Origin of the sequence: Novosphingobium sp., from assembly GCF_965214355.1 — a bacterium.
GTDB lineage: Bacteria > Pseudomonadota > Alphaproteobacteria > Sphingomonadales > Sphingomonadaceae > Novosphingobium.
In genome coordinates this window covers 763,334-789,832 of sequence record NZ_CBDCBI010000002.1, presented here as the reverse complement: position 1 = coordinate 789,832, position 26,499 = coordinate 763,334, and the positions used below count along the sequence as shown (strand labels likewise).

Here is a 26,499-nt window from a genome sequence, read left to right as displayed (position 1 = left end):
TCGGCTCGTGCGGCCAACGATTATCGCGGTTACGGCAAAAAGGGCGCTGCCCAAGTTAATCGTACGGACTCGATCATTTAATTGACATTCGCCCACTTATCGGCAAGCCTTTGCCGAACCGGGGGCGCAAGGCGCCGTGCGGGTTGGGTTACGGGGAGCGGCATATGATGGTGCGCAATTACGCCGGTTTGGTTTGCTGCCTGGCGCTCGTTTCGGGAACGGCCGAGGCCAGACCCCATCAAACGCAATCGCCCGCCATTTTGCGCGCCCGGGCCACGCTCGCGCGGATGACCACCGATGAAAAGGTAACGCTGCTCCATGGCCCGATGCTGGGAATGGTACCGCAGGCCAAACGTCCCCCAGGGGTGACCATTGGCGCAGGCTATATTCCTGGCATTGCGCGACTTGGCATACCCGCACTGGTGGAAAGCGATGCCAGCCTGGGTGTGGCCAATCTCGGCGGTGTGCTGCGCAAGGGCGATGTCGCAACGGCGCTGCCGTCGGGTCTGGCGCTCGCGGCGACCTGGAACCCCGATCTCGTCTATGCCGGAGGCAAGATGATCGGCAGCGAGGCGCGGGCCAAAGGATTCAATGTGTTGCTGGCGGGCGGCGTGAATTTGGTGCGCGACCCGCGCGGCGGACGCACTTTCGAATACCTGGGCGAGGACCCTTTGCTCGCCGGCCGACTCGTGGCCGCCCAGATCGGCGGTGTGCAGTCCAACCACATCATGTCCACGATCAAGCATTTCGCGCTCAACGATCAGGAAACCGGGCGCAATATCGCATCTGTCAATTTCGACGAGGCGTCTGCCCGCGAAAGCGACCTGCTGGCGTTCGAACTGGGTATAGAAGGCGGGCATCCGGGCGCAGTGATGTGTTCCTATAACCGGGTCGGTGACACTTATGCTTGCGAAAACCGGTTTCTTCTGACCGATGTGCTGCGGCGGGACTGGGGATTTTCCGGTTTTGTGATGTCCGACTGGGGAGCGGTGCATTCTGTCGGTGCCTTGACTGCCGGTTTGGATCAGGAATCAGGCGAAGCCCTCGACACCAAACGTTTTTTTTCGACCGAACTGTCGAGCGCGCTGTTGGCCGGCGAGGTGCCCATGGCCGCAGTCGATCGCGCGACGCTCGGCATCCTGACTGCAATCTATAGCCAGGGGCTGGTTGATCACCCTGTGATCGGAAAATCGGCCATCGATTACGCGGCCGATGGCGCAGTGGCGCTGCGTGCCGAGCAGCAGGGCATCGTGCTGCTGCGCAATCAGGATGGTATTTTGCCGCTGAAAGCGCACCCACGCACGATTTTGCTGGTTGGCGGACATGGCGATCTGGGTGTTCTGTCCGGTGGCGGGTCGTCACAAGTCTCCCCCGTCGGCGGCTTGCGCCGGCGCGCCACGGCAACGGGATCGTTCACCGGGTACGGTTATGGCGGAACACCCCCGCTTGAGGCGTTGCGCACCGCGTTTCCCGACAGTGTCATCACCTACATCGACAGTACCGACTTGCCCGCTACGATCGCGGCCGCAGCCAAGGCGGACATCGCCGTCGTCATCGGAGAAAAATTTTCATCGGAAGGCGTCGATGTCCGCGATCTGTCGCTGGGCGGGGGACAGGATGACCTGATCGCCGCAGTGGCCGGCGCCAATCCCAATACCGTCGTTGTGCTGGAGACCGGCAATCCGGTGGTCATGCCCTGGCGCGACAAAGTCGCCGCGATCCTGGAGGCTTGGTACCCTGGACAGAGCGGTGGGACCGCAGTCGCGCAGGTCCTGTCGGGAGCGGTGAACCCGTCTGGCCACCTGCCGGTGACGTTTCCCGCCGATTTCGGACAAATACCCAACCCGGTGCTGCCCGGCTCGACAATGGGCCCGCCCAGCAAGCAGGACAAAGCCCTGTATGGCAGCGCGGTAACCTCCCCGACATTCGATATCGGCTATCCCGAAGGATCGGACGTCGGCTATCGCTGGTATGACGCCCGCCACGCCGTGCCGCTCTATCCGTTCGGATTTGGCCTCAGTTACACGCACTTTGCCTATGCCGGATTGCAGGCGCACGGCGGGGCGGCCGTGCGCGTCACATTCCGGGTGACCAACACCGGCACCGCGGCAGGCGCCGACGTGCCGCAAGTCTATGTCACCCTGCCCGGCAAGGCACGACGCCTGATCGGCTGGAGCCGCACAGACCTTGCGCCCGGCCAGACCAGAACGGTCACCGTCGTGGCCGACCGGCGGCTGCTCGCGCGCTATTCGGTGCAGAACCGCGGCTGGCTTGTGGCAGCGGGGCCGGTCAAAGTGGAAGTTTCTCGCGCGGCCACCGACCCCGTGTTGACCGCCAGCGTACGGATTGCCGCTGCGCAACTGCAACCTTGAACGGGCCTGATGGAAATCCTGCAACCTGGGTAACAACAAAGCCGCCATGCCTGTCTGGCACGGCGGCTTCGCCTGAGCGTATCGCGGGCCCTACTACACGGTGCTACTTGTCACCATTTGACGTGCGCGGTGATCCCGAATGAGCGCCGGTTGGTCGCATTGATCGTGCGATAGCCCGAGTCATAGGAAACCCCGGCCGACGTCGGTTGCTGCGCATTGCCAAGCGAAATGTTTGTAATGCGCTGCTGGTTGAGCAGGTTTTTCGCAAAGGCGTTGATTTCCCATTTGCCGTCATTGGTCCGCAAACCGAGGTAAAGATTGACGTTCTCGCGGTCTTCGTAATTGAAATTGACCAGTTGCGAATAGAACCCCGGGCGATACGACAGCAGTGCCCTTACAAACGGAGTGACGGTCGCCATCGGGAAGCGGATTTCCGTGTTCGCGGTCAGGCTGAAGTCGGGAACGTCGGCCAGGCGGGAGTTGATGACACAATAGCTGACATTGCCGGGCCCGGTCACTTTCTGCGCGCCATTGGCATTGGGAATGCCCGTGCCGGCAAAATCATTGCACGGCAAAGTGGCGTTGTTGTAACGGCCATGGGTATACGACGCCTGGACACTGATATCCCAATCGCGGGTGACATGGCCGTCAAGCGAACCTTCGACGCCCTTGATCGTGGCGTTGCCGTTGTAGTTGAAATCAAACGAACCCAGTTCCTGCTGACCGGTGCCCGACTGGTTGGCCGGAACATCGTAGAAAATATTCTGGAACCGCGACAGGTAGTTTTCGAGTTTCTGGTAGAAGCCGTCGACGGTAAAGCTCAGCCGGCGATTGGCAAACGACCCCTTGAGACCGGCTTCGATGGAATCGGTGGTTTCGTTCTTGGTGCGGATCAGGTCGGGGCTGATCCCCGAGGGAACACCCACACCCGTACTGCCCTGCCGTGCCGAGTGACCATAAGCCACATAGCCGGTCAATGTCCGGGCAAAGTCATAGCTGATGTCGGCCCCGCCGGTTAGCGGACGGTACGTGCTCTTCTGAAGATTGGGCGGAATGATTTCGGATGTCGGCAGGGCAAAGGCAGGCACACCGGCAAATGTGTTGCCCGGACTGCTGACCCCGACTTGGGTGGTCTGGTCGTTCTTTTCGATCGAATAGCGCACACCGGCCTCGGCCTTGAATGGTCCGCTCTTGTACCGCAAGTTGGCATTGAACGAGGCCGTGCTGGCGTTGGTCGGTACAGTGATGTTGGTGTTGATCGGTAAATACGGCGGCGCCCCAAAGGCCGCCTTGGTTCCGGCAACCGACGTCGGGAAAAAGAACGTATTGCTGTTGCCGCCATCGAGAATCGTCAGACCCGACTGCTTGGTGTAGAATGCCCCGACACCCCAGCCAAGACCTTCTGTATTGTTCGATGTCAGCCGCAACTCGCCGGTGTTGTAATTGAACGTGGTATGCTGCGGTCCGTTGGAAATGTACCCCGGCACGGCATTGCCATTGTCGAGATCGCGCTCCACGACGATCAGGCTGGATTGATGTGCACCGACGAATGACAATGTCGCCGGCCCCAGGTCGTAGTCGGCGGCCAGATTGACAATATCGGTCCGGTTGTTGACTTCATCCAGCCCTTCCGAAACCGCCCCGTAATCCGATACAGTCAGCGGCGGCCCCGAACGCGCGGAGGTATCAGGAAGGAGATAGCCACCGAGAAAAGGAAGCAACTGATAAGCAGGCGTGTTGCCGCTACCCACGACTTGCTGAAACTGCCGCGTATCGACATCGAGGTGCTGATACGTCAAAAACGTGGTCAAGCCGGGCAGCGGCTTCCAGCCGATTGTGATACGCGCGCTTTCGGTCCAGCCATACGAGCGCTGGTTGTTGCGGTTCACATCGACGACGTCATTGATGCGGTTGCCGTCGACAAGGCCCGCGACGCGGATCGCCAGCGTGTCGGAAAACGGAAGCGAAACCCCTGCCTGGACGTTGTAACCTTCGCGGTTGGTCGCCGTCGTCTCGGCGTAGCCTTCGACATGATCAAAATTGGGGCGGCGGGTCGCGATCGTGATCGAGCCGGCCGGCGCCGACAGACCGCGCAGCAGGCCCTGTGGGCCGCGCAGCACTTCGATATCCTGAATGTCGTAGATCGGCGCATAGATGACTTGCGCGTCGGTCGGTATTTCGTTGAGATAGACCTGAACAGCCGGTGCTGTCCCCGAATCCGGATTGAAAGTCACGCCCCGTAAGGTGGTCGAATTGCTGCGCCCGTCGGTGTTGGTCAGGTCGAGGCCAGGAGCCAGTTGACTGATGTCCTTGATATCGAAAACATTGAGCTTTTCCAGCTTGTCTCCGGTTTCGACGTTCAATGACATCGCGACGTCCTGCTGCCGACTTTGGATACGTGTCGCAGTGACGACGATCTCGCTGATCGTAGGAGGCCCGTCGTTCGTCGACGCAACGGTTGGCGTCGCCGCCTGCGCCCAAGCCCCGGCCGGCACGGCAATGACAGCGGCGCCGCACAGCAGCAACGCCGCCCGTTTCATTGAAAATTTCTGCATAAAACCCCCTCAACTGATCCGGTATTTCAATTATTTCTTATGTATCAATGCTTAAGCTGCGCTGGCATAGACCGGTGTAACCGGCGCTTCGGTAGGGTACATCGCGGGCGAGCCAAAATCATAGGCAGCGACAAGTGTACGGATGAACGCCTGGTCATGAAGCGGATCGGCGGGGGCTTCGACCGCGATCCCGCGCGCGCGCATATCCTTGATGAAGGTGTCGAACACCTGATCGTGCGTCAGATCATGGGTACCGTCCATGTTCATCTTGAGCTCCGCGAAATCTTCGAACACTTCGCCCGACCAATGCACCAGGAACCGCAATTCGTCGGTGCGATGCTGCGCGATGACCGTCTCGCCATTCATCAGGCGCCAATTGTCCTTGTCCGCCGGATCGCCGGTGAAGCGCGTTTCGAACGACAGGCCTGCCGGACGCTGCAGCGCGATCGGCCCATTGGCCTCCCCCCGGTGCATCATCATCTCGTTCTGGACCACGACACCGCGATTGTAGATCGGCGGTTGCAAGCGCGCTGGTGGTTGCGCAGGCCCGTTGGGCCAATACGTGAAACCGCTGCCCGCATCGTGGCTGAACCAGGTTATGACTTGCGCCATCTTGATCAGATAGTCCTGGAACAAGCCGGACTTTCCCATCACCGAACATAGCCATGTGGGCGAATTTTCATGGCGCACCCCGCGAAAGCTGGGCGAATCGAGGTGGCCCGGATCGGTGTTGCCGCAAGGGCCGTTGATGTTGAACAGCATCATCTGCGGCTTGGCATAGGCCGCCCCGCCCCAATACGCCTTGGCGTGCTCCAGAAACACCTGGTTGTAGAAGCAGTCGTGCAGTTCCGGGTACAACACCGCCGAATAATTGGCGTAATAGCCTCTGAACGTCGGTGTCAGGAACATGTCGAGCGATGGCTCGACGTCAACAGGCATTGCGCCTGACATGGTTGCGACCAGCTCTTCGACCGAGGCGAAATGCTGCGCAATGATAAGCTGCCACGGTCCTTGCGTGCGCACGACATCGAGCAGCCGCGCGATCTGGTCAGGGGTGTAGACCCCGGCGATCTCGCGCGGCGGCGATGCTGGCCGCAAAACGTCGGAAAGATGCGAAATCTGCGTGCTGTATATCACGTGCCACTCTCCCGAATGCCTGCCGGCTTGGTGCGCGGCAGTTTTAAGTGAGTGTACACTTGCAATTATCAACTCGTCCGTCAACAGTCGGAGCGAGGCTTGGGGAAAAATAGACGGTCGCGTAGGATTGTGTTGTAAACATGCACCAGTGAACGACTTCCGCCGGTCCACGGGCACGATTGCACACGGGTTTGGCTTCTCCCGAATTTCCAGACTTGCGCGGTCAAAAAAAATAGGTGAGTAATGACTTACAAAAAATTTGGGAGACACTTGTGATTGCTGAGCCTATCCGCACCATCGATGGCGAAACACCTGCACCGCTCGCCGACACACCCGAATTGCGCGAGGGGCTGGCCGAGGCCAACGTGCCCACTTTGCTGGCCGCCTATGTGCAGTTGTCCCATGACGAGGTCATGCTCGATCGCTTTGCGCCCTTCATCAAGCCGGCATTTTCGCCTGAGGCCGTGCCGGTTCCTGACGACCTGGTTGCAGACTTGCGCGAGCGGATGCGGCGCCTGCTGACCACCGGCGAAGGCCGACAGTCAGCGCCGGCTGATGACCGTCTGGTGCAACGGATCATGTCGGTCAGCGTCGGCGAACCGGTTGCCGACGAATTCCTCGAACTGGTTTATGACCAGTGCGGCTTCAAACCGTGGATCGATCGCTCGCAGATCGAAGGGCGCCGCCGGCCGCCCGCCGATTTCAAGGTGCTGGTGATCGGCGCGGGACTGACCGGGATCGCCGCCGCAATCAAGCTGGGCGAAGCCGGATACGACTACGTCGTGATCGAAAAGAATGCCAATGTCGGCGGTACGTGGTGGGAAAACCGCTATCCCGGCGTGGGCGTCGATACGCCAAGTCACTTCTACAGCTTCAGTTGGCAGATCTGGACCAACTGGCGGTATTATCATCCGCACGGCGCCGATATGCGGCAATATATGCTCGAAGCTGCCGAAACAGGCGGCATCGGCCCGAACCTGCGTTTCAACACCATAGTTGAACAACTGCGCTGGGACGAAGCATCGTATATGTGGCACGTGACCGTCAAAAAGCCGGACGGCGCGCGCGAAACGCTGATCGTCAATGCCGTGATCAATGGCCACGGCCCACTCAATCGGCCAAAGTGGCCCGATGCGCCCGGCCTTGGCGATTTCAAGGGTCAGGTCGTGCACACCGCCACCTGGCCAGAGGATCTCGATGTGCGCGGCAAACGTGTCGCGGTGATAGGCACCGGCGCCAGCGCGGCGCAACTTGTCGGGGCGATCGCGCCGCTGGTGGAAAATCTCACACAATTCCAGCGGACGCGTCACTGGGTAATCTACAATCCCGAAATTGCGCATGAAGTCAGTGCCGGGATGAAATGGGCGCTGGCCAATATCCCCACATTCAAGCAGTGGTTCCGTTTCCGCGTGTATTGGTCGGCGGCCGATGGCCTGTTCGAAAATGTGGTGATGGACCCGGCGTGGGCAGGCAACGATCTGGCCGTGTCGGCCTCGAACGCGATGACACGCGAATGGGCAGTCGGGTATGTGCAAGCGAAATTTGCCGACCGGCCCGACCTGATCGAAAAACTGACCCCCAATTTCCCGATCTTTTCGAAGCGCATCATTCTCGACAACGGCTGGTTCGACGCGCTCGCCCGCGACAACGTCCATCTGCAGGACGCGGGCATCGCGCGTATACTGCCCCACGGGATCGAAGCTAATGACGGCAGCGTCTATGACTGCGACATCATCGTGTGCGCAACGGGTTTCAACGTCGCAAAGATGACCGGCAACTTGTCGATCAAGGGTGTCGGCGGACGCGACCTGGGCGAGGAATGGGGGGAAGAGGATGCCCGGTCCTATCTTGGCATGTGCGTACCCGGATTCCCCAACTATTTCCACACTGTCGGCCCCAACAGCGCGCCCAACCATGCCGCCGGACAGAACCTGGTGTCCGAATGCCAGGTTAACTGGATCATCGAGGCGCTCGACGCAGTCGTCGCTGCCGATGCCCGCGCCTTCGAAGTTACCGACCAGGCGTTTACCGACTGGAACCGCACGGTCGATGAACGGATGCCGCAAATGATCTGGCTGCACCCGAGGGCAAACAGCTATTACAACAACTCGAAAAAGCGCAATTTCATGAGCTGGCCGTGGCGGCTGGTCGATTTCTTCAACGCCACACGCAGACCGGCCGAGGGCAGTTACACCTTGCGCGGTTGAGGTTTGGCAGGGCCCGGCGCGAGACCCGCGCCGGACCCTGTTCCAGCCGGACCGTGCTCGATCAGTGCTGTGCGGCCACCATCTGCACATTTTCCGACAGGGCGCCTTCGGGATCTTCCGAAAATTGCACCCGGATGCCGTGCTCCGGCATGTCGCGCAACGGGCCGACCAGCGTTCCGCCATGGGCGACGATCCGTCCGTTCAAGGCTTCGATGTCGTCGGTTATCCAGCCGACGATCGACTGTTGATCACGCGGTTTGGGCCTGTCGACGAATTTGAACAGCACCACGGTTTCGACAATGTCGGGGTTCGGGCGCATCAGGATGACTTCGCGGAACGCCTCGTCCACGCCGACGCTTTGCCCAGCGACGCGCTGCCACACCTGAAGACCATAAACCTTCATATAGTAATCGGCCATTTTTTCTTCGTCATCGCAGACGATCTTGATGAAAATGCTTGGTGTTTTGGGTTGTTCAGACATTTCCGTTATGCTCCCTTGGCGGCATTTGCGCCCGACGTCATATAAGCGGGCACTTACTATTGAATTGACAGCCCCATGGCCTTGCCGCAATCCCCTGAATGAAAATCACTGCGAAAAATGGGAGAGAATGTGGTCGCGCGCGCTGCCCGCAAGCGGATTTCGGCGGTGGACCGTCGTCAGACCATCCTGGTCGCGGCGCGCAAGCTGTTTGCGCACAACGGCTATGAAAGCACCAGGACGTTCCAGATCGCTGCAGCGGCAGGCACATCCGAAGCCCTGCTCTATCGCCATTTTGCGTCCAAAGAGGCGCTTTATCGCGCGGTGCTCCGCAAGATGATCCGCGATCAGGATTACATTTACGATGTGTTCGGCATGCCCGATGCGACCACCGAAAGCCTGGTCAAGGTGATCCGCGCCTATCTGCGGCAGTGTATAACCCCCACCGACGAAGCCGTGCTCGAATCGGTGCGGATCATGCTGGCCAGCCTGTCAGGCGATGGCGGCTATGCCGGCGTTGTCTATCGCCGGGCCATGCGGCTGCAACTTGCGCCGGTGACCCGTGCGCTTCATGCCGCACGCGCCGCGGGCGACATGGCAGGGCCTGCGCTCTTGCCCGAGCATGTCAGCATGCTGATCGAACACGTCGGCACGATGGTCGCCGCCGCCCGCGCGCTGCCCGGCGCGCTGTCGCCGTATCAGCAAAGCCCCGACCGCTTGCTGCATGATGCCACCTGGTTCTGTTGCCGGGGGCTTGGCATGACCAATGCCGCCATCGAGCGCTGCGTCGCGCATGATACGCAAGCCAGTGCCAAGGATTTCGGGCACTCGCCTGCGCAGATGCAGACCGTCGAACTGCCCTGTTTACCCCTGATCGAAAGCCAGTAGCATGGGATCCTATCGTATTGACAATGGTGTCGTAGACCTCGGGGCCGTCAAACTGCCCGTGCCTGATACGGTCAGCGCCGAAGCGCGGATATTTCTGTCATCGAACCCCTGGGGCGAAATGGCCGATAGCGCACAACCCGTACCGATGTGGGAAACGCGCGAGGCCACCAACCAGGCGTTTGCGATGCTCAACCACTATGCCCTGTCGATCTGGCCCTGTGCGGTGGAGGAAACCACGATTGCCGGAGTGCACTGCCACCGCGTGCGCAAGGCCGACGCGCCGGCGGCGTTGCGGTCCAAAATCATGATCAACTTGCACGGCGGCGGATTTGTCATCGGCGCCGGAGCGTTGGGCGAGGCGATCCCGATCGCCGCGCAGACCGGGATCGAGGTCGTCGCGGTCGATTACCGGCTCGCGCCCGAACACCCGTTTCCTGCCGCTATCGACGATATCGTGGCGGTCTATCGCGCGCTGCTGACCGATCACCTGCCAGCCGACATTGCCATCTTCGGCACATCGGCCGGCGGGTTCCTGACCGCGATGACGATCATGCGGCTGAAGCGCGACAATCTGCCGCTGCCGGTCTGCTGCGGCGTGTTTACCGCGGGCGGTGATGTCGCCACGCTCGGTGATACGTACAATTATCTGACACTTGGTGGTTTTTATGACCATGTCGGGGCGCCGGTCGATGATCCGATCAGCGAGCGCGGGGTATTTTTGCGCGATGCCGATCGCAACGATCCGCTGGTCGCACCGATCAAGGGCGACCTGTCGGATTTTCCGCCGACCTTGCTGGTCAGCGGCACGCGCGATGCGATTTTGAGCGCATCGGCCCTGTTCCACCGCGCGCTGCGCCGGGCCGGGCGCAACGCGGAACTCTATGTGTTCGAGGCCATGCCCCATGCGCACTGGTACAATTTCCAGCTCCCCGAAACGCGTGAAGCAATCGACATAATGTCCAATTTTTTCACCTCTCACCTGGCTGGCTGAATCGGAAAGCGAACGACCAATGGCTTGCAATCCAGATACCAGGGCAAACGTCGGCCAGCGCCGCCTGCCGTTGCTCAGCCTGGCTATCGCGCTGATGTTGCAACCGCACAATGCAGCGATTGCCCAGACCGCGGACCCGCTTGCGCAAGCCTTTCTGGCGCCGCCCAAATCGGCGCGCGCGATGGTCAGATGGTGGTGGCCGGGCGGCGCGGTCACCGATGCCGAACTGGCGCGCGAAATCGGCGTGCTCGATGCCGCCGGGTTTGGTGGCGGCGAGATCCAGCCGTTCAACCCGGGCATTCCCAACCTGACCCCGGACGAGCGGATCGCGGTCAACGATTACGCTACGCCCACATACTTTGCGCACGTCGCCCATGCGCTCGGCGCCGCACAGACGCATGGTCTGCGCCTCGATATGACGTTTGGATCGGCGTGGCCGTCGGGTGGTGGCTATGCCATCACCCCCGAACTCGCCCTGCCCGAACTGACCGCCAGCACCACGCATGTCACTGGGGGCCAGGCCGGGCCGATCAAACTGACATTGCCGCCACGCACCCGCAAACTCGGCGCATGGTCGACGCTCGATACGCGCTATCGCGGGCCCGAAGTTGCCGACTGGCCGGCGCGGATCGATGCCCGGCAAAAGATCGTCGCGGTGGTTGCGGTCAAAGGCACCGACCCCGGGCTCAAGGCGACCACGCCGGGCGGTTTTCACTTCGATCCCTGGGCGCAAGTGCTGACGCCGGGCCAGTTGCAGGCCGGCAGCGCGCGCGTCCTCACCGATCGGTTGCGCAGTGACGGCACGCTGGACTGGACGGCGCCTCCGGGCGACTGGCAAATTCTGGTGTTCAAGCGGTACATGGCCGATTCCGGCGTGTCGGGCGGCGTGGGCGCGGGTCCGCAACTGGTGCTCGATCATTTCCGCAAGGACGCCTTTGCGGCCCATGCCCACCGCGTCGGCGATGCTGCGGTCGCCGAACTGGGCGCCAGTTTCGGCAAGAGCTTGCGCGCGACGTTCGTCGACAGTCTGGAATTGATGCCCGATCTCTACTGGAGCGAGGACCTGCTGGCGCAGTTCAAAAGGCGGCGCGGCTATGACCTGACCCCCTATTTGCCCCTGATCATCCAGCCCGGTTGGACCGAGGCCTGGACCGCGCACTGGAGCCCGCCATATTACCGGATGGGGGGCAGCGCAGGGGATATGGGCGAACGCGTGCGCGAAGACTATCACCGCACCGTTTCCGACCTGTTCAACGAGAATTTCGTGGCGCCGTTCGTGGCCTGGAACCATGCGCATGGCCTGCTCGCAAGATTTCAGGCGCACGGCGCGCCATCCGACACGCTGCGGTCCTATGGCTTGGCCGATATTCCCGAAACCGAGGACCTTGAGTCCACTGCCGATGTCGACTTCATGAAACTGGCGCGCTCGGCCGGTGACATTTATGGCCACCGCGAAATCTCGGCCGAGAGCCTGTGCTTCATGGGCAGACCCTATGCAGTTACGCCTGAAGACCTGAAGCGCCGCGCAGACCTCATCTTCACATCCGGGGTCAACCGGTTGATCATTCACGGTTTCCCATATGCTGTGCATCCCGAACAGTGGCCCGGCTGGCATCCTTTTGCGCCGGGTTTCGGTACCGGGTTCAGCACCATGTTGAGCGAGACCAATCCAATTTGGGCTGTGGTGCCAAAGCTCACAACCTATCTCGCGCGCACCCAGAGCGTGCTTCAGACCGGGGATCCGGTTGTGCCGGCGGCCGTGTTCATGCAGGATTTCGCCTATTATCAAGGTCACGAAACCGAAGGACATCATGAGCCAGCCATGCTGGCCGCATTGGTCCACGCCGGCTATGACTATGACCGGATCAATACCGATGGCCTGACGCGCAGCCGCGTGGTCCATGGCGAACTGGTGACGCCCGGCGGCCATCATTTTGCGGTCGTAGTTGTGCCGCGCAGTGATGTGCTCGATCTTGGCGCGGCGCAGGCTTTGGCTGGTTTTGCCGCAGAAGGCCTCAAAGTGATGTTTGTCGACAAGCCACCGGTGCGCAGCGAAGGGTTGCATGACGCGGCCCGGCGCGACCATGAACTGCGCAACTTCGTGGCCGATATCGTGGCGCACGGTGGTATGGCGATGACCGAAGCAACGCTTCCGGCGGGCCTTCACACCATCGGGGTGATGCCAAACCTGACATTCGATCCCGATGCGGCAACGCCGTTTGTCGAACGGGCCATCGGCAAACGACGCGTGTTCTTCTTTGCCAACGTCGGTGAGGGTGACCGACACATCGGCTTTACCGTGCCGGATGCTCATGGCGGCGCGCAACTGTGGGATGCCTGGAATGGCACGATTGCGGCGCTTCCGGTCACCGGTGCCGCTGGCGATACGCATCTGGCCCTGTCGCTCAAACCGGGTGCGTCGGCGATCGTGGTCGTAGGCGAAGACTTGCCGAAATCCGCAGTTGCAGCGGCGCCGAGTGTCTCTGGCACCGCACAAAGCCTGGTGTTGGCTGATGGCTGGACGCTGGCGGCCAGCGGGCACGGCGCCAATGGACGGGTTATCGATATCGCCGCCCATCCGGCTGTCCCGGGTGACTTGCGCACGATCGCGGCACTTGCCGATTTCTCCGGGGCGATGCATTACATCCGCGATGTCGACATTCCGGCCGCGTGGCTGGCGCCGGGTGCAAAGGTATCGCTCGATCTGGGCGAAGTGCATGATGCCGCGCTCGTCAAAGCCAACGGCGCAGATGCGCAACCGCTGCTGCTTGCACCATTTGTCATTGACCTCACCACCGCGCTAAAACCGGGCCGCAACCACATCGACGTGACGGTGGTCAACACCCCGCAAAACGCCATGGCCGCGAGCAAGGGCCCGGGGGCACGCTTTTTGCGTCCGAAACCTGCCGGTCTGGTGGGTCCGGTGCGCCTGCTGTATCAGGCGGTTGCCGGGCCATTTCCCTGATGCCACGCCGCGTCCAATCGGCAGGATCAGCCCGGCTGCCCGCAAGCCGGGCCATCGTGGCGCACTGCCCAGCCCAGAGCATTCGTCAACATCTGTTGGTAGACAGGATCGGTATACAATTCAGGGCGATGGCCGATGGCGGAATAGAACATCCGCCCCTTGCCGATGCACCGGCTCCAGGCGATCGGATGATCGCCCATGCGCAAGCTGCGTTTCATAAACAGCGGTTCGTACGAGTTTTCGTCAAGCGTGGCGAGGATATGGCTGCCGGTGGCGCGCGGATTGTTTTTGAACGAATACCATTCCTCGGTCACTGTCCATTCGGGCGGCAGTCCTTTGGCAATCGGATCGGCAGGATTGTCGATCACCACCCGGCCCGGCTGAAACTGCTTCTGGAAAGGATGGCCGGCAAATCGGGCACCGATCAGCGTATCGACATACCAGTCCCACCAATAGACCGGATCGCCCGCCGAGCCATGCACGCCGACAAAGCTGCCGCCCTGCTCGATATAGCCCTTCATCGCGGCGCGCTCTGCCAGCGTCAGGACATCCCCGCTGATATTGTTCCAGATCACCGCATCGAACTGGCGCAAAGTGGCGCGGTTAAATGCGCCGCCCTTGTCGGTGGTGACCAGCGTCCAATGGTTGCGTCGCGCCAGATCGACAAATGCCGCGTGCGCCGCGTTGACCGAGGGGGCATCGCGAAAACCGTTGATCTTTTCGAAGAGCAGCAGGCGCGGTTGGCCCGCAGGCAGATCGAACCGCGGACGATCGTTGTCATAGCGCGCGCAACGCGCTTCCCGGTCGGCGGCGGTGACCGGCAACGGACGCAATCCGGCATCGATCGCGACCTCTGCGGCGGTGATATCTGCCTCGCTTTTGCCGATCAGGCCCAGCATTTCACGCAAAGTGACGATCGCCGCAAAACTAGGAGCGGCGGTGCTCACCATCATTGCCGGGACATGCGACAGCAGCCCGGGTTGGTTGCGCTCGACCACTGCACGCGCCGCCGGATCGAGCAGCAAGTCGATCATCGGCGACCGGCTTGAAAACGGTGCATCGCGCAGCGGACAATCGATCACCGGCCGGGCCTGTGCCACAGAGACGGCCGCGCAGGAAAGCATCGCCAGCGCAACAAGCGCAAGCCGCTTCATCACGACACGTTTCGCACCATCGGCGCGAATCGCGGTCTGGTCGGGTATTGGCATGCGGTTCCCCACGATCATCGTTCCGGTGTGTTTGCTTTTGGCAGGCGTCGGACTTCAAAAGGCTGCCGCGTCAAGGACGGCCCCCGAAACGAACGCGACCACGCCGCAGACGCAATTCGTCCTTCATCCGCTGGGGAAAAAGTGCGGCGGATACACGGCTCGAAGTCATGTTCTGGATTGCATCGCCTATACGACATATGTTACGCGTTCAGCAGTATAAATGCGTTATCATGCGGCTCATGCCGCGTGTCAATGGCATTTTATTGCGCAATCTTCGAATGATCGGGCCGAGGAACAGCATGATGCATCGGGCACTGGGCCGCTTGGCGATGGCCACCGGATCGCGGTTCGTCCGGCCACGCTCGACTGAAAGCTGCACGTGCCGTGCACGCCGCCCGATTGCCTGCCTGCGCGCCAGCGAGTGAGCCTGTTGCGCGCCTCACGCGGACGCTTCTACCATGCTGCGCAATTTGCGCACCGCAGCATGAGGTGTGGTCAGCAGCGGCGCGTGCACGGTCGCGGCCACGGCCGCAGCCGCGCGCGCCATCGAAAACTGTCCGATCACAACCACATCGGCCGACGCAATCCGGCTGGCCGCAGCGGCAACGATACGGTCATGCGTAGCGCCATCGCCGCTTTGCAACGCCGCGAGCGCGCCATCGGCGACAATTCCGTCGACGCGGGGCAAATCCTGCCCTCGCAAGGCGGCAATGGCGTGTACCTCGTCGATCAACGGGGCCAGCGAGCCGGCGAACGTCAGCATCAGGGCGATGGTCCCGCCGGCCGGGCGACCGGCGCAATAGGCCAGTGCCTCCTCGAAAGCGCCTTCATTGGGCGAAACGACCGGGATGGCGAGCGCCGCCCTGACCCGGTCGATTGCCGGACGAAACGCCGAACAGGTGAACATGACCCCGGCTGTGGGCGCAGTTTCCGCACCCGCCGCTGCGGCATAGCGCCCCAGAGCAAGAAAGCGTTCGACGATACCGGGCGTGATCGCGCCCAGCGTCGCCAGATCTCCGGCCAGCGAATCATCGAGCAGATTGTGGAACCGGGCTTGCGGCCAGGCTTCGCGCATGGCCGCAGCGGCGGGCCCCGGCGATTGGGCGAGTGCGCTGATCAGGTGGATCCGGGGGCCTTTAGTCATCACGTGGCGGTCCTTGTTGCGACCCGGCCCGGCCTATCGCGGGACGGGCGTGCGCTCAAGCGCCAGTTCAGGCGCCGGCTCAAACACTGTTCGCCGGCATGTTGAACCTGGCGGGTAAAGTCGCGATCGTCACCGGCTGCGGATCAAGCGGACGGGGATGGGGCAACGGCAAGGCCATCACCGCACTGTTTGCACGCCAGGGCGCGCAAGTGTTTGGCGTCGATCGCGATCCGGCCGCTGCCGAAGAAACCCGCAGCGTGCTGGCCGAGGAAGGCCTGGCGCTGGACGTTGCCGCCTGTGACGTGACTGCACAAGGCGAAGTCGAGGCGATCGTGGCGGCGTGCCTGGCGCGCTATGGGCGGATCGATGTGCTGGTCAACAATGTCGGCCAGTCCGAACCGGGCACACCCGCCACAATGGACCCGGCGGTGTGGCAGCAACAGTTGACACTCAACCTGACCAGCGCCTTTCTCGTCAGCCGCTCGGTCCTGCCCATCATGGAGCGGCGGGGCGGCGGTGCGATTGTCAATGTGGCGTCGGTGGCGGGTCTGCGCTGGGTGGGCAAGGACCAGGTTGGATATGCCGCCGCCAAAGCCGGGCTGATGCAGTTCACGCGCGTCACCGCGATCGCATACGCAGCGACGGGCGTGCGCCTCAACTGTGTCGTCCCGGGGCTGATGCTTACCCCGCTCGTGGAACGGCTCGCCGCGCGCTACAACGCGGGCGACTACGACGGCATGGTGGCCAAACGCCACGCACAAGTGCCGATGCGCCGGATGGGCGATGCCTGGGATGTCGCGCATGCCGCGTTGTTCCTCGCTTCGGACGAGGCCCGCTACATCACCGGAACCGAAATTGTCGTCGACGGCGGGTTAACCGCGTCGACCGGACATAGCTGACACCCCTCAAACACCTCAAACCCCTCAAACCCCTGATATCAAGGAGACAATCATGACCAGCATTCCCAACGTGTTCCGCCCGGTCGCAGACCCGCAGATCATCGAAAATGCCTATACCCCCGATCAGCATGCGCGCATGCTTGACGTCGTGCGTCGTAATGGACCGTGGTCGCTGATCCTGGCGCAGCATTTCAAATCGCCCGAAGAAGTGATCGCCACGACGTCCGGCCTCATTCCCGAAGGATTCACGCCGACCTGGGATATGTTTCTGAGCCCGGTATTTCGCGGCTATTTCGGCCGTGCCAGCACGATGCTGTATCCCGAGATCGAGGATTGCTTTTTCAACACCAAATTTCTCGATCTCGTGCGCAATTACTGGGGCGCCGCTTATGCCACGCCTGAAAATATGCTGTTCAACATTCAGGGACCTTGCGGCGGCAGCCGCAATCCGCATGTCGATGCCACCCGTTTCCGCGGTGTGTCGATGGACAATTCGCCAATCTGGCTGATGAACATGATGGTGAAATGCGGACTGTTCACGCATTGGCAGGCCAAGAAGGCGCAAGTCATTACCTGGTATTACAAAGGCCAGGTCGGCGGCGGCTTCAACTATTGGCCGCACGGTCCCCAGGCCGCGCCGCAGCAGGTCAAGGCGCCGATGTGGGGTCGCGCGGTGGTGGTCGAAAACGAGATGATGTTCCACACGGCAGAGGCCAATGGCCCGGCCGCGCTGCGCCGGCCAGCAGGTCTGACCATCGCTTCGATGATGGAGGCCGATCCCGATCAGCCTGCGGGCTGGCGGATCACCACCGATGGCCAGGTCATCCAGCACGTCCCCGAAGAAGAATTCCGGTTCCTCGTCCACTGGGGCGCCGACATCTATATGGACTATGCCGAATTGAAGCGCGGGCTCGACCATACGGATGACATCACACACGAGCAGGTGTTCGACATGCTGATTGCCGATCTGCGCGCGCGCGGCGAAACGTTCGAAGTGCCCAGCGACCCGATGACAGACCAGAGATTCATCGGCCTGCTGACCCGCGTTTATGACCCGGGCACCCCGAGCATGTTCCCGCCCGAACCCGAAGACGTGCTGGCGGCCTGACCAGCGACAAACGATGCGAAGGTGCACGCGTGCACCTTCGCATGACGCCAGGCCGGTTATTCCAGTTCGCGGAATTTGTCGTGGCACGCCTTGCAGGCGTTGCCGAGCGTGTTGCGCGCCGCCGTCATCGATGCCAGATCGCCGCCGTCGGTCGCGATCTGCAGCGCCTTGGCGGCGATTAGCATATCGCTCTGGGCTGTGCCGAACGTTGTGTAATCGGTCCAGATTGCGGCCTTGGCCCTGGTTTTTTCACCCGATTCCGGCCCACTGCCGGCGGGGAAATACTTCAGTTGCCCCGAAGCCCGGTTCACCAGATCGCGCGCAGCCGAGCGCACGCTGGCCAGATCGGGCGCACCGGTCTTGATCTCGTCGCTGATGGTTTTCATATCGCCACCAATCTCTTTGTAATTGGCCTTGCGCGCAGCGATCGCTGCGGCAATCTCGGGCGCCGCCGCGATCGCCAAGCCCGTGGTGCCCAGCACCGCAATGGCCGTGGCCAAGGTCACCTGCCGTTTCAAGCCAAGCCTCATCACGTTTCCTTTCATCGTGTCATGCCAGTATCTCAGAGACAGGCTGCCTGGCCTGCATCGCATCAAAGCCCCAACTGTCGGTGCCGACCCCCATGACTTGTTGCGCGGTCAGGCCGATCCGGGTTATCGGCTGCCCACCACCGCGCACATGGATGCCCGGTTTCAACCGGCCGCCGGCGCGGCCCGCGATCATCACCGGAACGCCCGACACATCGTGGTTCTTGGCGTACGAAACCTCGGAATGAGCAAACACCATGCAATTGTCGAGCAAAGTGCCGGCCCCTTCCCTGACCGACGCCAGCGCGGTCACGAATTCGGCAAAGGCCTCCATCGAATAGATCGCATAACGATCGACTTTGGGCTGATACCCGATCGCGCGGTCGATCAGTTCCTCGTGAGTCAACTGGTGGTACCCGGTGGTCTCGCCTGCCTGGTGAAGATCGGCGGCAGCCGCGGAAAAGGTCATGTTGAACGCCCGCGTCTGGTTGCAGGCGAGCCCCATCGCGAGCAGTTCAGCCATCAATTTGTGATTGGTGCGGCGCACGCTCTGGTCGGTCATGTCGATATTTGCCGGCAGGGCAGCGGGTTCGACCGGGCGGATGCACGCCTGCGCCGGAGGCGGTTTTTGCAATTGCAGTGCCAGCTTGCCCTCCATTTCACGCACAGACGTGAAATACTGGTCCAGCCGCGCGCGATCGGCCGCGCCGGCGCGCGCGATCAGCGCACGGCGCTGTTCGCCCACCGCCGACAGCACGCTCTGCCGCACCAGCAATTTGGGGTCCGGTGTAAAATCCGCCTTGTTGGGATCATGGAAATCAGGACCGAACAGTTGCTGATACAGCGCCAGCGCGGTCGGTGTGGCCGCATTCATGCTGGCCCCATTGCGGAACGAATAGCTGGTCTTGGGATTGCCGTCGGCGGTCATATCGAGGCATCGCATCACCGATCCACCGCCAATCGCATCGCCGATCAGCACGTCGAAGGTAGGCGCGCGGATCGCCTGCCAGGTGTCGGCCGGCGCGCCAGTACGTAACGCCGTATTGCCGGAGATATGCGGCAGGTTGCCTTTGCCGTCGAGCATGACGTCAAACCCGCTCAACACTGATACATGCTGCTGAACCGGGGCGATCGGCGCGAGTTGCGGCGGCAGATCGTAACCCGCACCTGCATTCTTGGGTTCCCAACGCGACGGGATCATGCCGCAACCCCAGAACCAGGTGCCGAACCGCACGGGCAGCGCGCCGCCGCCCACGCTGGCCGCAAACGCATCGCCATTGGAGCCCAGGACCATATCGAGCAGCGGCAGACCAACGGTGACCGCCGCCCCGCGCATCACAAAGGCCCGCCGTGTGGGATGATCGCGTGTCATGATCGGTCTTTCCGGTTTGCGCGGGCCGCAACGACATCGGGCCCTGCGGTTGGCGAAGTGGCATAGAACGCTGGCTCCACCGCAATCGCCCGCATCAGATCGACAACGCGATAGCCTTGTGCAGCAAAACGCCGGTCGAGTTCGGCAACGACAGGAGCGTCGGCGGCGGTGATATTGCGCCCGGTGGCATAGCGCCAGGTGGTCGCGACGAGGCAGGCAGCAACTTTGGGACTGTCGTGAAAAATCTGACCGAGGCCGATGGCATTGTCGAACCGGCGCTGATCGAAACTGCCGCTGGCATCGATCACATCACCGCGTTCGGCCACGCGAAACTGACCCGCGCCGTCGAAATTTTCCAGGCCAAGCCCGAGCGGATCGGTCAGCTTGTGGCAACTGGCGCATTGTTCGTCATCGAGATGCGCGGCCAATCTTGCACGCGTTGTCCGCAGCGTGGCATTGTTGACATCCTGCACCACCGCAAAATTGACATTGGCCGGTGGCGACGGGATTTTCTCGCACAGCAGCGTCTCGCGGATGGCCTTGCCGCGCAACGTTGGCGAAGTGCGTCCGGGATGGGCATGCAGCGCCAGCAGGCTGGCGTGGGAAAGAAGTCCGCTGCGTGGATCGCCTACGGGGAATTCGTGGACGCTCCAGCCGTCGCGTGCGACCGGAACCTGATAGATCGGCCCCAGCGTGCGCGTCATCGCGATGCGCCGCGTGGTAAACAGATCGCGATAGTCGCCGCGCTGGGTAACCAGCAGATCGGTGATCGTGCGCAGCGTCTGTTCGCGCAAGTCCGCAGCCACCGAGGCGTTGAACGCAGGATAGAGCAAGGGGTCTTTCGACAGCCCGTCCATATCGTCGAGCGCGAGGAAATCGCTGAAAAACGCGCGAACGCCACGCGCGAACTGCGGCGCAGCGATCATGCGGTCAACCGTGTGTGCCAGGCCGTCGGGCGTATCAAGCGCGCCGGCGCCCGCAGCGGCCAGCAGCGCGTCATCGGGCCCGGCATTCCACAACAGATAGCTGAGTCTTTGTGCCTTGGAATACCCGTCGACCGCGTGCCCCGCAGCACGGTCCATGCGAAACAGGAATTCGGGGCTGGTCAGCATTCCAGCCAGTGCGGTTGCCAGGCTCTGGTCGAAATTGCCCAGCCCCCTGCCCCCGGCAATCGCCAGTCGCGCCAGACCGGCCGTTTCAGCCGAGGTCAGCGGGCGGCGATAAAGCATCCGCCCCACGCGCGCAAAAAACGTTGCGGCGCACTTGACACCGCTCGGATCGGCTGGCCCGGGCGCGCAGCCGACCAGCCGGTTGCGATGGGCCGCGTCGGTCACCTGTTCGGCCACACCGCGCGCGAGATGTTCATATTGGTCAAGACCGCCCGGAGTGACAGACACCACACTTGTGCCGACCGCGATCAGGCCATCAACCCGCAGATCCGGTTCGAAGCGACCGATGATTTTTATGTCGTCCCCGAACGTGTCGGCAATGGCGGCCCGATATTGCGCTTCGGTCAGCCGGCGCACGCTGCCTGGTTCAGGCGCGGAGTGTGTGTCGCCGTCGGCGGTTGCCAAACCCGCGCTGGCGGCTCCCAAGGCAACGGCCGCCAGCGCCAGCACCATCCTGGCCAAGACGGTGTGACGCGCGCCGCGAATGACGTGCCGGATCATGATGCTGGCTGCCCGGCATTGCCCACGATGAACGCGGGAACGCCAAAGAAGTGCATGGCGGTCGAAATCGCGGTGAACCGGCCTGTGCGGGGATCGCGCGCCCCGTCGGCATAACGCGTGATTGCCCGGTGAATGGCCGGGCAGGACATACCCGAAACATCGGCACCGACGAGCGTCATCTGTTCTATCGAATTGTAAAGGCTGGCGATCGTGTAATATCCGTAGAAACCGCCTTCGACGCTGCCATCGGGCTGAAACACCAGGCGAATACGCGTGCGCAGCAAATGGCGCGGGGAATCGATGATCTGCTCCTTGTAATTGAGCACCAGATCGACCGGATCGCTGAGCAGCACCCCGTTGACAATGCGGCCATGCGTCGTGGCATGCAGCGCGGAATCGGGATCGGGCCGAAAACTGGCGTAGGCCAGCGCGCCCTTGCGTCCATCGCGCGTAACCGGGTCAAGTGCGCTATAGACATTCACCGTCACATCGCCGGCGTCGTGCAGATTGTCCGTCCCGCGCACTTCGATCAGCGTGGGTGCACGCGCCGATAGGAACACGCCCTTTGCCGTCGCCGGATCGCCTTGTTCGCGAAACGTCTTGGTGCAACCCAGCACGTGCCATACCTGGTTATCCACACCGCGCGTGCCGTCGGGCGCGGTAAAATCGGCAGGCCCGACTTTGCCATCCAGATCAATCCCAAACGCCCGTTTTCCGTCGTAAGGCACATAGCCTTTGGTCAATTGCGGAAAGTCGCCGGGATCCGTGCAGGCGTCATACGCGATGACAGAGCTTTGGAAAGCGGGGTTGCCGCGATCGTGCGGGAAGCCATTCATCGCAGCAATCTGGCGCGCACGAGCAATGGTCAGATGTTCGCCATGGCGATAATCGGCGGGAACTTTTGCAACATTCGCCCTGCCGGCTGAATTGCCCCCCGGATTGCCGCCGGACAACGAAATGCGGCGAAACCCCAGATCCTTGTTCATCTTTTCGAACAACGGGCCATATTGCGCCGGTGCGGCATAAGCCGCCTGTTCGGGTTTAGGCAGCGTGAGCCGAAACGCCTCCGTACTGCGCGCCGACATCGTCGCGCATGCTCCGGCTTCGGGCGCGCCGGCAAAATAGATGTGGCTGAGCACAAAGGCATGCACGCCGCGCTCGCCGCCCGTGGGCGAATCGGCGCCGATCGTTGCGGCACCCGCGAGCAAGGCGAACCCTGCTGTCGCCACCGCGCGCCAGCCGCGATGATGCAAGGCACGGTATACAGTGTGTTTCATCACATCCCCTGCGGGCACGCCCCGTCTTTTCAGCCTGCGGGAACATGGCCCGAAGGATCGGCCAAAACCACCCTGTTATCGCTCAATACAAACCCCGTTTATGGATCATTCGATTAGCCATTGTTGGAAAACATAGATTTTACGGCACACGCTTTCAGGATGACGTGATCCGAAACACAGGGTATTGCGCGGCGCCATGGATGATGCGTATGGCAATGCCGATCTGTCCCGCCGGCTGTGGCTCACGATCGCGCAGATCTTTGCCCGCACCACCGGTGATCTTGACCCGTTGTTGCGTGACGCTGGCCTGACCGCGGGCGATCTGGGCGATTTGCCGACAGAAGCGCTGCGCCGGTTCAGCGCACCGCTGGTCGCACGGATTGCCATCGATCTCAATCGTGCCGACAACCGCGAACCGATGCGCCCAGGCGACTGGAGGCTGATCCTGTATTGTCTGGGCAGCGCGCGATCGCTGCGCGAGGCGATCACGCGTTGTAGCGAATGCTTCGACGCGATCGATCAACGCATGGGCCGGATGGCTTTGCACACTTACGCCGACGTGGCCGAATTGCGGCTCGATTCGCTGCGCTCTGCCCCGACCATTGCCGGCTGCGTCATCGATCTGGTGGGCGTGGCACACTTTCACGGCATGCTCGGCTGGCTGATCGCACATCGGCTGCCGTTCGGCCGGATTGCGCTGAATTATGATCGGGCATTATTCGAGGCGCTGGACTTGCCCACATTGCCGTTGCCGGTGGTGCTGGACGCGGGATGGACCGGGTTCGCGTTTCCTGCTGTATTCCTTGATTATCCGATCGTGCGCGCGAACGACGAAGTCATCGACTGGCCGCAACAGGGTTTTTTGTTCACCGGGTCAGCAGGGGTCCCGGTCCTGCCCGCCGCCGATGCGGTGCGCCGCTTTGCCTACAAAGCCTTGCGCGAGGATCACCGGTTGCCTGCGTTCGAGCACGTCGTGCGTCACTTGCGCAGTAGCAATGCCACCTTGCGCCGCAGGCTGACCGAGGCAGGCACGTCATGGCGCGCGATCAGAAACAGTTGCCGACGCGAACTCGGTCTGGAACTGCTGCGCGGATCAACGTTGACCGTCGAACAGATATCCGACCGGCTCGACTTTGCCGATTCCGACGCGTTTCGCAGCGCATTCCGCGAATGGATGGGGGTTTCGCCATCGCGCTATCGCCAAAGCGTGCGCACCCTGGCGGTCGCGCACGCTGCGCCGACGAGCCCATCAGATGACGGTCAGCCGGGTTGATTTGAGCATGTCGGAAGCGGGCCCCGCGAAAATCGTGAAAGTGCCTGGCTCGACCACAAAGTTCATCGCGATATTCCAGAACGCCAGCGCATCGGGCGGCAAGGCAAACCGCAGCGTGCGCGTTTCGCCCTGACGCAGCGTTACCCTTTGAAACGCCCGAAGCTCAAGTACCGGACGCGGCACCGAGCTGACATCGTCGCGAATGTAGATCTGCACCACTTCGTCGCCCGCGCGCGCGCCGGTGTTGGCGACATCGACATCGAGCACCGCCGTATCGCCCACCGCGATTTGCGGATTGACAAGGCGCGGAGCAGAAACCGCAAAGCTGGTGTAGCTGAGGCCATGGCCGAACGCGAACAGCGGTTTGGGTCCCCCTTCCACATAAGCGCGCAGCCTTGCCGAAGGATGCTGGTCGTAAAAGTCCGGCAATTCGCCCACCCCATGCGGGATCGTGACCGCGAGTTTGCCGCCGGGATTGATCGCGCCGAAGACCACGTCGGCCAAGGCATGCCCGCCCTCCTGGCCAAGATACCACCCCTCGATCAGCGCATTGGCCTTTTCCGCCAGCCGCGTTACCGCCAGCGGCCGACCATTGATCAGCACGGCGACGATCGGCTTGCCGGTCGCGATCATCGCTTCGACCAGGGCGTCCTGATCCCCAAACAGCCCAAGCGTGCTGCGGTCGCCGGCCGCAAACCTTGCGACCGATTCGCGCGTGATTTCCGGCGCGTCGCCGACCACGAGCAGGATCATGTCTGATCGGGCGGCAAGGGCAACTGCCTCGGCGATGCGCGCGACGTTCGCGGCCGGATCGACGAAATGGAGCGGCCGTACATTCGAATGTTGCCCGCTGGGGTCGGGTTCGACAATGCGTACACCCTCGGCATAGCCGATGGTCATGCCCGCGCCTGCCGCCGCCCTGATTCCATCGAGAATGCCGACGGATCGGGCGTTGACTCCCGAATAGCCGCCAAGCAGCGCCTCGGCTGCATTGGGCCCGATCACTGCCAGTTTGAGCGGAGCATGACGGTCGAGCGGCAGGACGCCATCATTCCTGAGCAGCACGATCGATTTTTGCGCAACCGTTCGCGCCAGCCGGATATCAGTCGGCGTGTTGACGCGGTGCACCGCCAGCGCCTTGTCGATATAGGGGTTTTCGAACAAGCCCGCTTCGAATTTCAGCGCGAGGATGCGCGCGACAGACCGGTCGATCTGCGCCTCGGACAGGCGCCCGCTGCGCACCAGTTCGGGAATCCGTGCATAAGCCTGTCCGTCGGGCATTTCCGCATCGACCCCCGCCGTGATCGCCAGGACCGCCCCATCATCATTGTTGGCGGCCATCCTGTGGTCGCTGACCAGATTGGTCACACCGCCGTAATCACTGAAATAGGCGCCTTTGAAGCCAAGGCGCTCGCGCCCGGTGTGCTGGAGCAATTCCACATTGGCGTGCGACGGGACGCCCTCCAGTTCGTTGTAGGACGGCATGATCACTGCCGGGTCGGTTTCGCGGATGATCCGTTCGAACGGCACCAGAAACGCCTCGCGCAGCGTGCGTTCGCTCATATCGGCGGGCGCGGTGTTCAGGCCGCCTTGCGGCGCGCCGTGGACAAAATGCTTTAGTGTGACAAACACCTTGTCCTTGCCCAACGGGCGGGAATGGCCCTGCTGTCCGCGCACGGCGGCTATCCCCATGTGCGCGACATGCCAGGGATCTTCGCCAAAAAATTCTTCCACCCGGCCATAACGCGGATCGCGCGCAAGATCGACCACCGGGCTCAAAGCGACAGTCGCACCCCGCAGCCGCGCTTCGCGTCCCGCGACGGCGAAGGCCTGTTCGACCAGGTCCAGGTCCCAGGTGCTGCCAAGCCCCGGAGGAATCGGAAAGATCGTCGTATCGCGGGCCTTGAGGCCATGCGCGGTTTCCTCATGGCACAGCGCCGGGATTCCCAACCGCGTGTGCAAGGTCAGATGCCGCTGGATCGCGTTGACCAAATCGACGGTCTCTTCGGGGCTGCGGTAATAGTCCTTGCTGGAGCGTGGCGTCCCGATGGTGTCGCCGGGACTGCCGATCTGGCCAATTCCCTGGGCCAGGACGGTTTGGGCCTTGGCGGGCGAAAACTGTCCACCGTCGAGAATCTGGTATTTGGTCAGCCACATGCAGCGCATCTGCGCCGCCTTTTCCTCCAGCGTCATCCGGCCAAGCAAGTCGCGCACCCGCTCGCCGATCGGCGCATGCGGATCGCGATAGACCACACGGTCACCGGTTTGCGCCATTCCCACCGCCGGCATCATGGCCGCCGCCGACGCCAGAAACAGCCGGCGATCAAAACTTGGGAAATCTGGCATGGCAATACACTCCGGCTCGCTGGTGCTACGCACGGTCAACGGCATTGGACGCCAGAGCGCAAGGCGAAAATCGAACGCATTC

At 62.1% G+C, this 26,499-nt stretch carries 19 protein-coding genes; 9 read left to right on the top strand and 10 right to left on the bottom strand.

Annotated features, from left to right (window positions below):
* The first annotated feature begins 287 nt into the window (after window positions 1-287).
* Entirely contained in the window at window positions 288-2,372 is a 2,085-nt protein-coding gene (locus tag ACOOE2_RS04305; RefSeq protein WP_420381789.1) for a glycoside hydrolase family 3 C-terminal domain-containing protein, read from the top strand.
* Window positions 2,373-2,482: 110 nt separating this feature from the next.
* Here ACOOE2_RS04305 and ACOOE2_RS04300 read toward each other — a convergent pair whose 3' ends face one another.
* Together ACOOE2_RS04300 and ACOOE2_RS04295 are read right to left on the bottom strand one after the other, a co-directional pair.
* Window positions 2,483-4,927, bottom strand: coding sequence for a TonB-dependent receptor (locus ACOOE2_RS04300; RefSeq protein ID WP_420381788.1), 2,445 nt, complete (start codon window positions 4,925-4,927; stop codon window positions 2,483-2,485).
* A gap of 51 nt (window positions 4,928-4,978) precedes the next feature.
* Window positions 4,979-6,064: a hypothetical protein gene (locus ACOOE2_RS04295; protein WP_420381787.1), complete on the bottom strand. Its 1,086-nt coding sequence runs from the start codon at window positions 6,062-6,064 to the stop codon at window positions 4,979-4,981.
* A gap of 272 nt (window positions 6,065-6,336) precedes the next feature.
* On the opposite strand from ACOOE2_RS04295, the gene ACOOE2_RS04290 reads away from it, so the two are divergent.
* Window positions 6,337-8,271: an NAD(P)-binding protein gene (locus ACOOE2_RS04290; RefSeq protein ID WP_420381786.1), complete on the top strand. Its 1,935-nt coding sequence runs from the start codon at window positions 6,337-6,339 to the stop codon at window positions 8,269-8,271.
* Window positions 8,272-8,332: 61 nt separating this feature from the next.
* Here the strand turns inward: ACOOE2_RS04290 and ACOOE2_RS04285 are convergent, their stop codons facing one another.
* On the bottom strand, window positions 8,333-8,752 hold the full coding sequence (locus ACOOE2_RS04285; protein ID WP_420381785.1) for a VOC family protein: 420 nt from the start codon (window positions 8,750-8,752) through the stop codon (window positions 8,333-8,335).
* 117 nt (window positions 8,753-8,869) lie between these two features.
* On the opposite strand from ACOOE2_RS04285, the gene ACOOE2_RS04280 reads away from it, so the two are divergent.
* From ACOOE2_RS04280 to ACOOE2_RS04270, 3 genes are read left to right on the top strand one after another with little or no spacing between them, the layout of a single operon-like run.
* A complete protein-coding gene (locus ACOOE2_RS04280) occupies window positions 8,870-9,637 on the top strand; it encodes a TetR/AcrR family transcriptional regulator (RefSeq protein WP_420381784.1) in 768 nt (255 codons plus the stop codon).
* Between the two features lies 1 nt (window position 9,638).
* Window positions 9,639-10,628, top strand: a complete 990-nt coding sequence (locus ACOOE2_RS04275) for an alpha/beta hydrolase (RefSeq protein WP_420381783.1) — start codon at window positions 9,639-9,641, stop codon at window positions 10,626-10,628.
* 19 nt (window positions 10,629-10,647) lie between these two features.
* Window positions 10,648-13,593, top strand: a complete 2,946-nt coding sequence (locus ACOOE2_RS04270) for a glycosyl hydrolase (protein ID WP_420381782.1) — start codon at window positions 10,648-10,650, stop codon at window positions 13,591-13,593.
* Between the two features lie 26 nt (window positions 13,594-13,619).
* Here ACOOE2_RS04270 and ACOOE2_RS04265 read toward each other — a convergent pair whose 3' ends face one another.
* Entirely contained in the window at window positions 13,620-14,801 is a 1,182-nt protein-coding gene (locus ACOOE2_RS04265) for a ThuA domain-containing protein (protein WP_420381781.1), read from the bottom strand.
* 220 nt (window positions 14,802-15,021) lie between these two features.
* Between ACOOE2_RS04265 and ACOOE2_RS04260 the strand changes: the two genes are divergently transcribed.
* Window positions 15,022-15,171 (top strand): hypothetical protein, encoded by a 150-nt coding sequence (locus ACOOE2_RS04260; RefSeq protein WP_420381780.1) that lies wholly within the window; start codon window positions 15,022-15,024, stop codon window positions 15,169-15,171.
* A gap of 69 nt (window positions 15,172-15,240) precedes the next feature.
* Here the strand turns inward: ACOOE2_RS04260 and ACOOE2_RS04255 are convergent, their stop codons facing one another.
* On the bottom strand, window positions 15,241-15,945 hold the full coding sequence (locus ACOOE2_RS04255) for an aspartate/glutamate racemase family protein (RefSeq protein WP_420381779.1): 705 nt from the start codon (window positions 15,943-15,945) through the stop codon (window positions 15,241-15,243).
* Between the two features lie 98 nt (window positions 15,946-16,043).
* On the opposite strand from ACOOE2_RS04255, the gene ACOOE2_RS04250 reads away from it, so the two are divergent.
* Entirely contained in the window at window positions 16,044-16,844 is an 801-nt protein-coding gene (locus ACOOE2_RS04250; RefSeq protein WP_420381778.1) for an SDR family NAD(P)-dependent oxidoreductase, read from the top strand.
* 52 nt (window positions 16,845-16,896) lie between these two features.
* Window positions 16,897-17,952 carry a hypothetical protein gene (locus ACOOE2_RS04245; RefSeq protein ID WP_420381777.1) on the top strand — a complete coding sequence of 352 codons (1,056 nt, stop codon included), beginning with the start codon at window positions 16,897-16,899 and terminating at the stop codon, window positions 17,950-17,952.
* 56 nt (window positions 17,953-18,008) lie between these two features.
* Here ACOOE2_RS04245 and ACOOE2_RS04240 read toward each other — a convergent pair whose 3' ends face one another.
* From ACOOE2_RS04240 to ACOOE2_RS04225, 4 genes are read right to left on the bottom strand one after another with little or no spacing between them, the layout of a single operon-like run.
* The gene (locus tag ACOOE2_RS04240) at window positions 18,009-18,482 is read right to left on the bottom strand and encodes a c-type cytochrome (protein WP_420381776.1); all 474 of its coding nucleotides are present in this window, start codon (window positions 18,480-18,482) and stop codon (window positions 18,009-18,011) included.
* A 19-nt stretch (window positions 18,483-18,501) separates the two neighbouring features.
* Window positions 18,502-19,851: a DUF1552 domain-containing protein gene (locus tag ACOOE2_RS04235; protein ID WP_420381775.1), complete on the bottom strand. Its 1,350-nt coding sequence runs from the start codon at window positions 19,849-19,851 to the stop codon at window positions 18,502-18,504.
* Complete coding sequence (locus tag ACOOE2_RS04230) at window positions 19,848-21,521, bottom strand: DUF1588 domain-containing protein (protein ID WP_420381774.1); 1,674 nt, start codon at window positions 21,519-21,521, stop codon at window positions 19,848-19,850. Before ACOOE2_RS04230 ends, ACOOE2_RS04235 begins: the two co-directional genes overlap by 4 nt.
* Window positions 21,518-22,798 (bottom strand): hypothetical protein, encoded by a 1,281-nt coding sequence (locus ACOOE2_RS04225; RefSeq protein ID WP_420381773.1) that lies wholly within the window; start codon window positions 22,796-22,798, stop codon window positions 21,518-21,520. The genes ACOOE2_RS04230 and ACOOE2_RS04225 overlap by 4 nt, the downstream gene beginning before the upstream one ends.
* A 196-nt stretch (window positions 22,799-22,994) precedes the next feature.
* Here ACOOE2_RS04225 and ACOOE2_RS04220 point away from each other — a divergent pair, with 196 nt between their 5' ends.
* The gene (locus ACOOE2_RS04220) at window positions 22,995-24,071 is read left to right on the top strand and encodes a helix-turn-helix domain-containing protein (protein WP_420381772.1); all 1,077 of its coding nucleotides are present in this window, start codon (window positions 22,995-22,997) and stop codon (window positions 24,069-24,071) included.
* Here ACOOE2_RS04220 and ACOOE2_RS04215 read toward each other — a convergent pair.
* Window positions 24,048-26,417 carry a glycoside hydrolase family 3 N-terminal domain-containing protein gene (locus ACOOE2_RS04215; protein WP_420381771.1) on the bottom strand — a complete coding sequence of 790 codons (2,370 nt, stop codon included), beginning with the start codon at window positions 26,415-26,417 and terminating at the stop codon, window positions 24,048-24,050. The two genes, ACOOE2_RS04220 and ACOOE2_RS04215, sit on opposite strands and share 24 nt — an antisense overlap.
* Window positions 26,418-26,499: the final 82 nt, after the last annotated feature.

What these genes read in the sequence shown, in the direction of transcription:
- ACOOE2_RS04245 (WP_420381777.1), top strand. Translation starts at nt 16,897, where the DNA reads ATGACCAGCATTCCCAACGTGTTCCGCCCGGTCGCAGACCCGCAGATC.
- ACOOE2_RS04235 (WP_420381775.1), bottom strand. Translation starts at nt 19,851, where the DNA reads ATGACACGCGATCATCCCACACGGCGGGCCTTTGTGATGCGCGGGGCG.
- ACOOE2_RS04215 (WP_420381771.1), bottom strand. Translation starts at nt 26,417, where the DNA reads ATGCCAGATTTCCCAAGTTTTGATCGCCGGCTGTTTCTGGCGTCGGCG.
- ACOOE2_RS04255 (WP_420381779.1), bottom strand. Translation starts at nt 15,945, where the DNA reads ATGACTAAAGGCCCCCGGATCCACCTGATCAGCGCACTCGCCCAATCG.
- ACOOE2_RS04265 (WP_420381781.1), bottom strand. Translation starts at nt 14,801, where the DNA reads ATGCCAATACCCGACCAGACCGCGATTCGCGCCGATGGTGCGAAACGT.
- ACOOE2_RS04285 (WP_420381785.1), bottom strand. Translation starts at nt 8,752, where the DNA reads ATGTCTGAACAACCCAAAACACCAAGCATTTTCATCAAGATCGTCTGC.
- ACOOE2_RS04220 (WP_420381772.1), top strand. Translation starts at nt 22,995, where the DNA reads ATGGATGATGCGTATGGCAATGCCGATCTGTCCCGCCGGCTGTGGCTC.
- ACOOE2_RS04240 (WP_420381776.1), bottom strand. Translation starts at nt 18,482, where the DNA reads ATGAGGCTTGGCTTGAAACGGCAGGTGACCTTGGCCACGGCCATTGCG.
- ACOOE2_RS04230 (WP_420381774.1), bottom strand. Translation starts at nt 21,521, where the DNA reads ATGATCCGGCACGTCATTCGCGGCGCGCGTCACACCGTCTTGGCCAGG.
- ACOOE2_RS04225 (WP_420381773.1), bottom strand. Translation starts at nt 22,798, where the DNA reads ATGAAACACACTGTATACCGTGCCTTGCATCATCGCGGCTGGCGCGCG.
- ACOOE2_RS04260 (WP_420381780.1), top strand. Translation starts at nt 15,022, where the DNA reads ATGCGTTATCATGCGGCTCATGCCGCGTGTCAATGGCATTTTATTGCG.
- ACOOE2_RS04300 (WP_420381788.1), bottom strand. Translation starts at nt 4,927, where the DNA reads ATGCAGAAATTTTCAATGAAACGGGCGGCGTTGCTGCTGTGCGGCGCC.
- ACOOE2_RS04270 (WP_420381782.1), top strand. Translation starts at nt 10,648, where the DNA reads ATGGCTTGCAATCCAGATACCAGGGCAAACGTCGGCCAGCGCCGCCTG.
- ACOOE2_RS04275 (WP_420381783.1), top strand. Translation starts at nt 9,639, where the DNA reads ATGGGATCCTATCGTATTGACAATGGTGTCGTAGACCTCGGGGCCGTC.
- ACOOE2_RS04250 (WP_420381778.1), top strand. Translation starts at nt 16,044, where the DNA reads ATGTTGAACCTGGCGGGTAAAGTCGCGATCGTCACCGGCTGCGGATCA.
- ACOOE2_RS04280 (WP_420381784.1), top strand. Translation starts at nt 8,870, where the DNA reads ATGGGAGAGAATGTGGTCGCGCGCGCTGCCCGCAAGCGGATTTCGGCG.
- ACOOE2_RS04305 (WP_420381789.1), top strand. Translation starts at nt 288, where the DNA reads ATGACCACCGATGAAAAGGTAACGCTGCTCCATGGCCCGATGCTGGGA.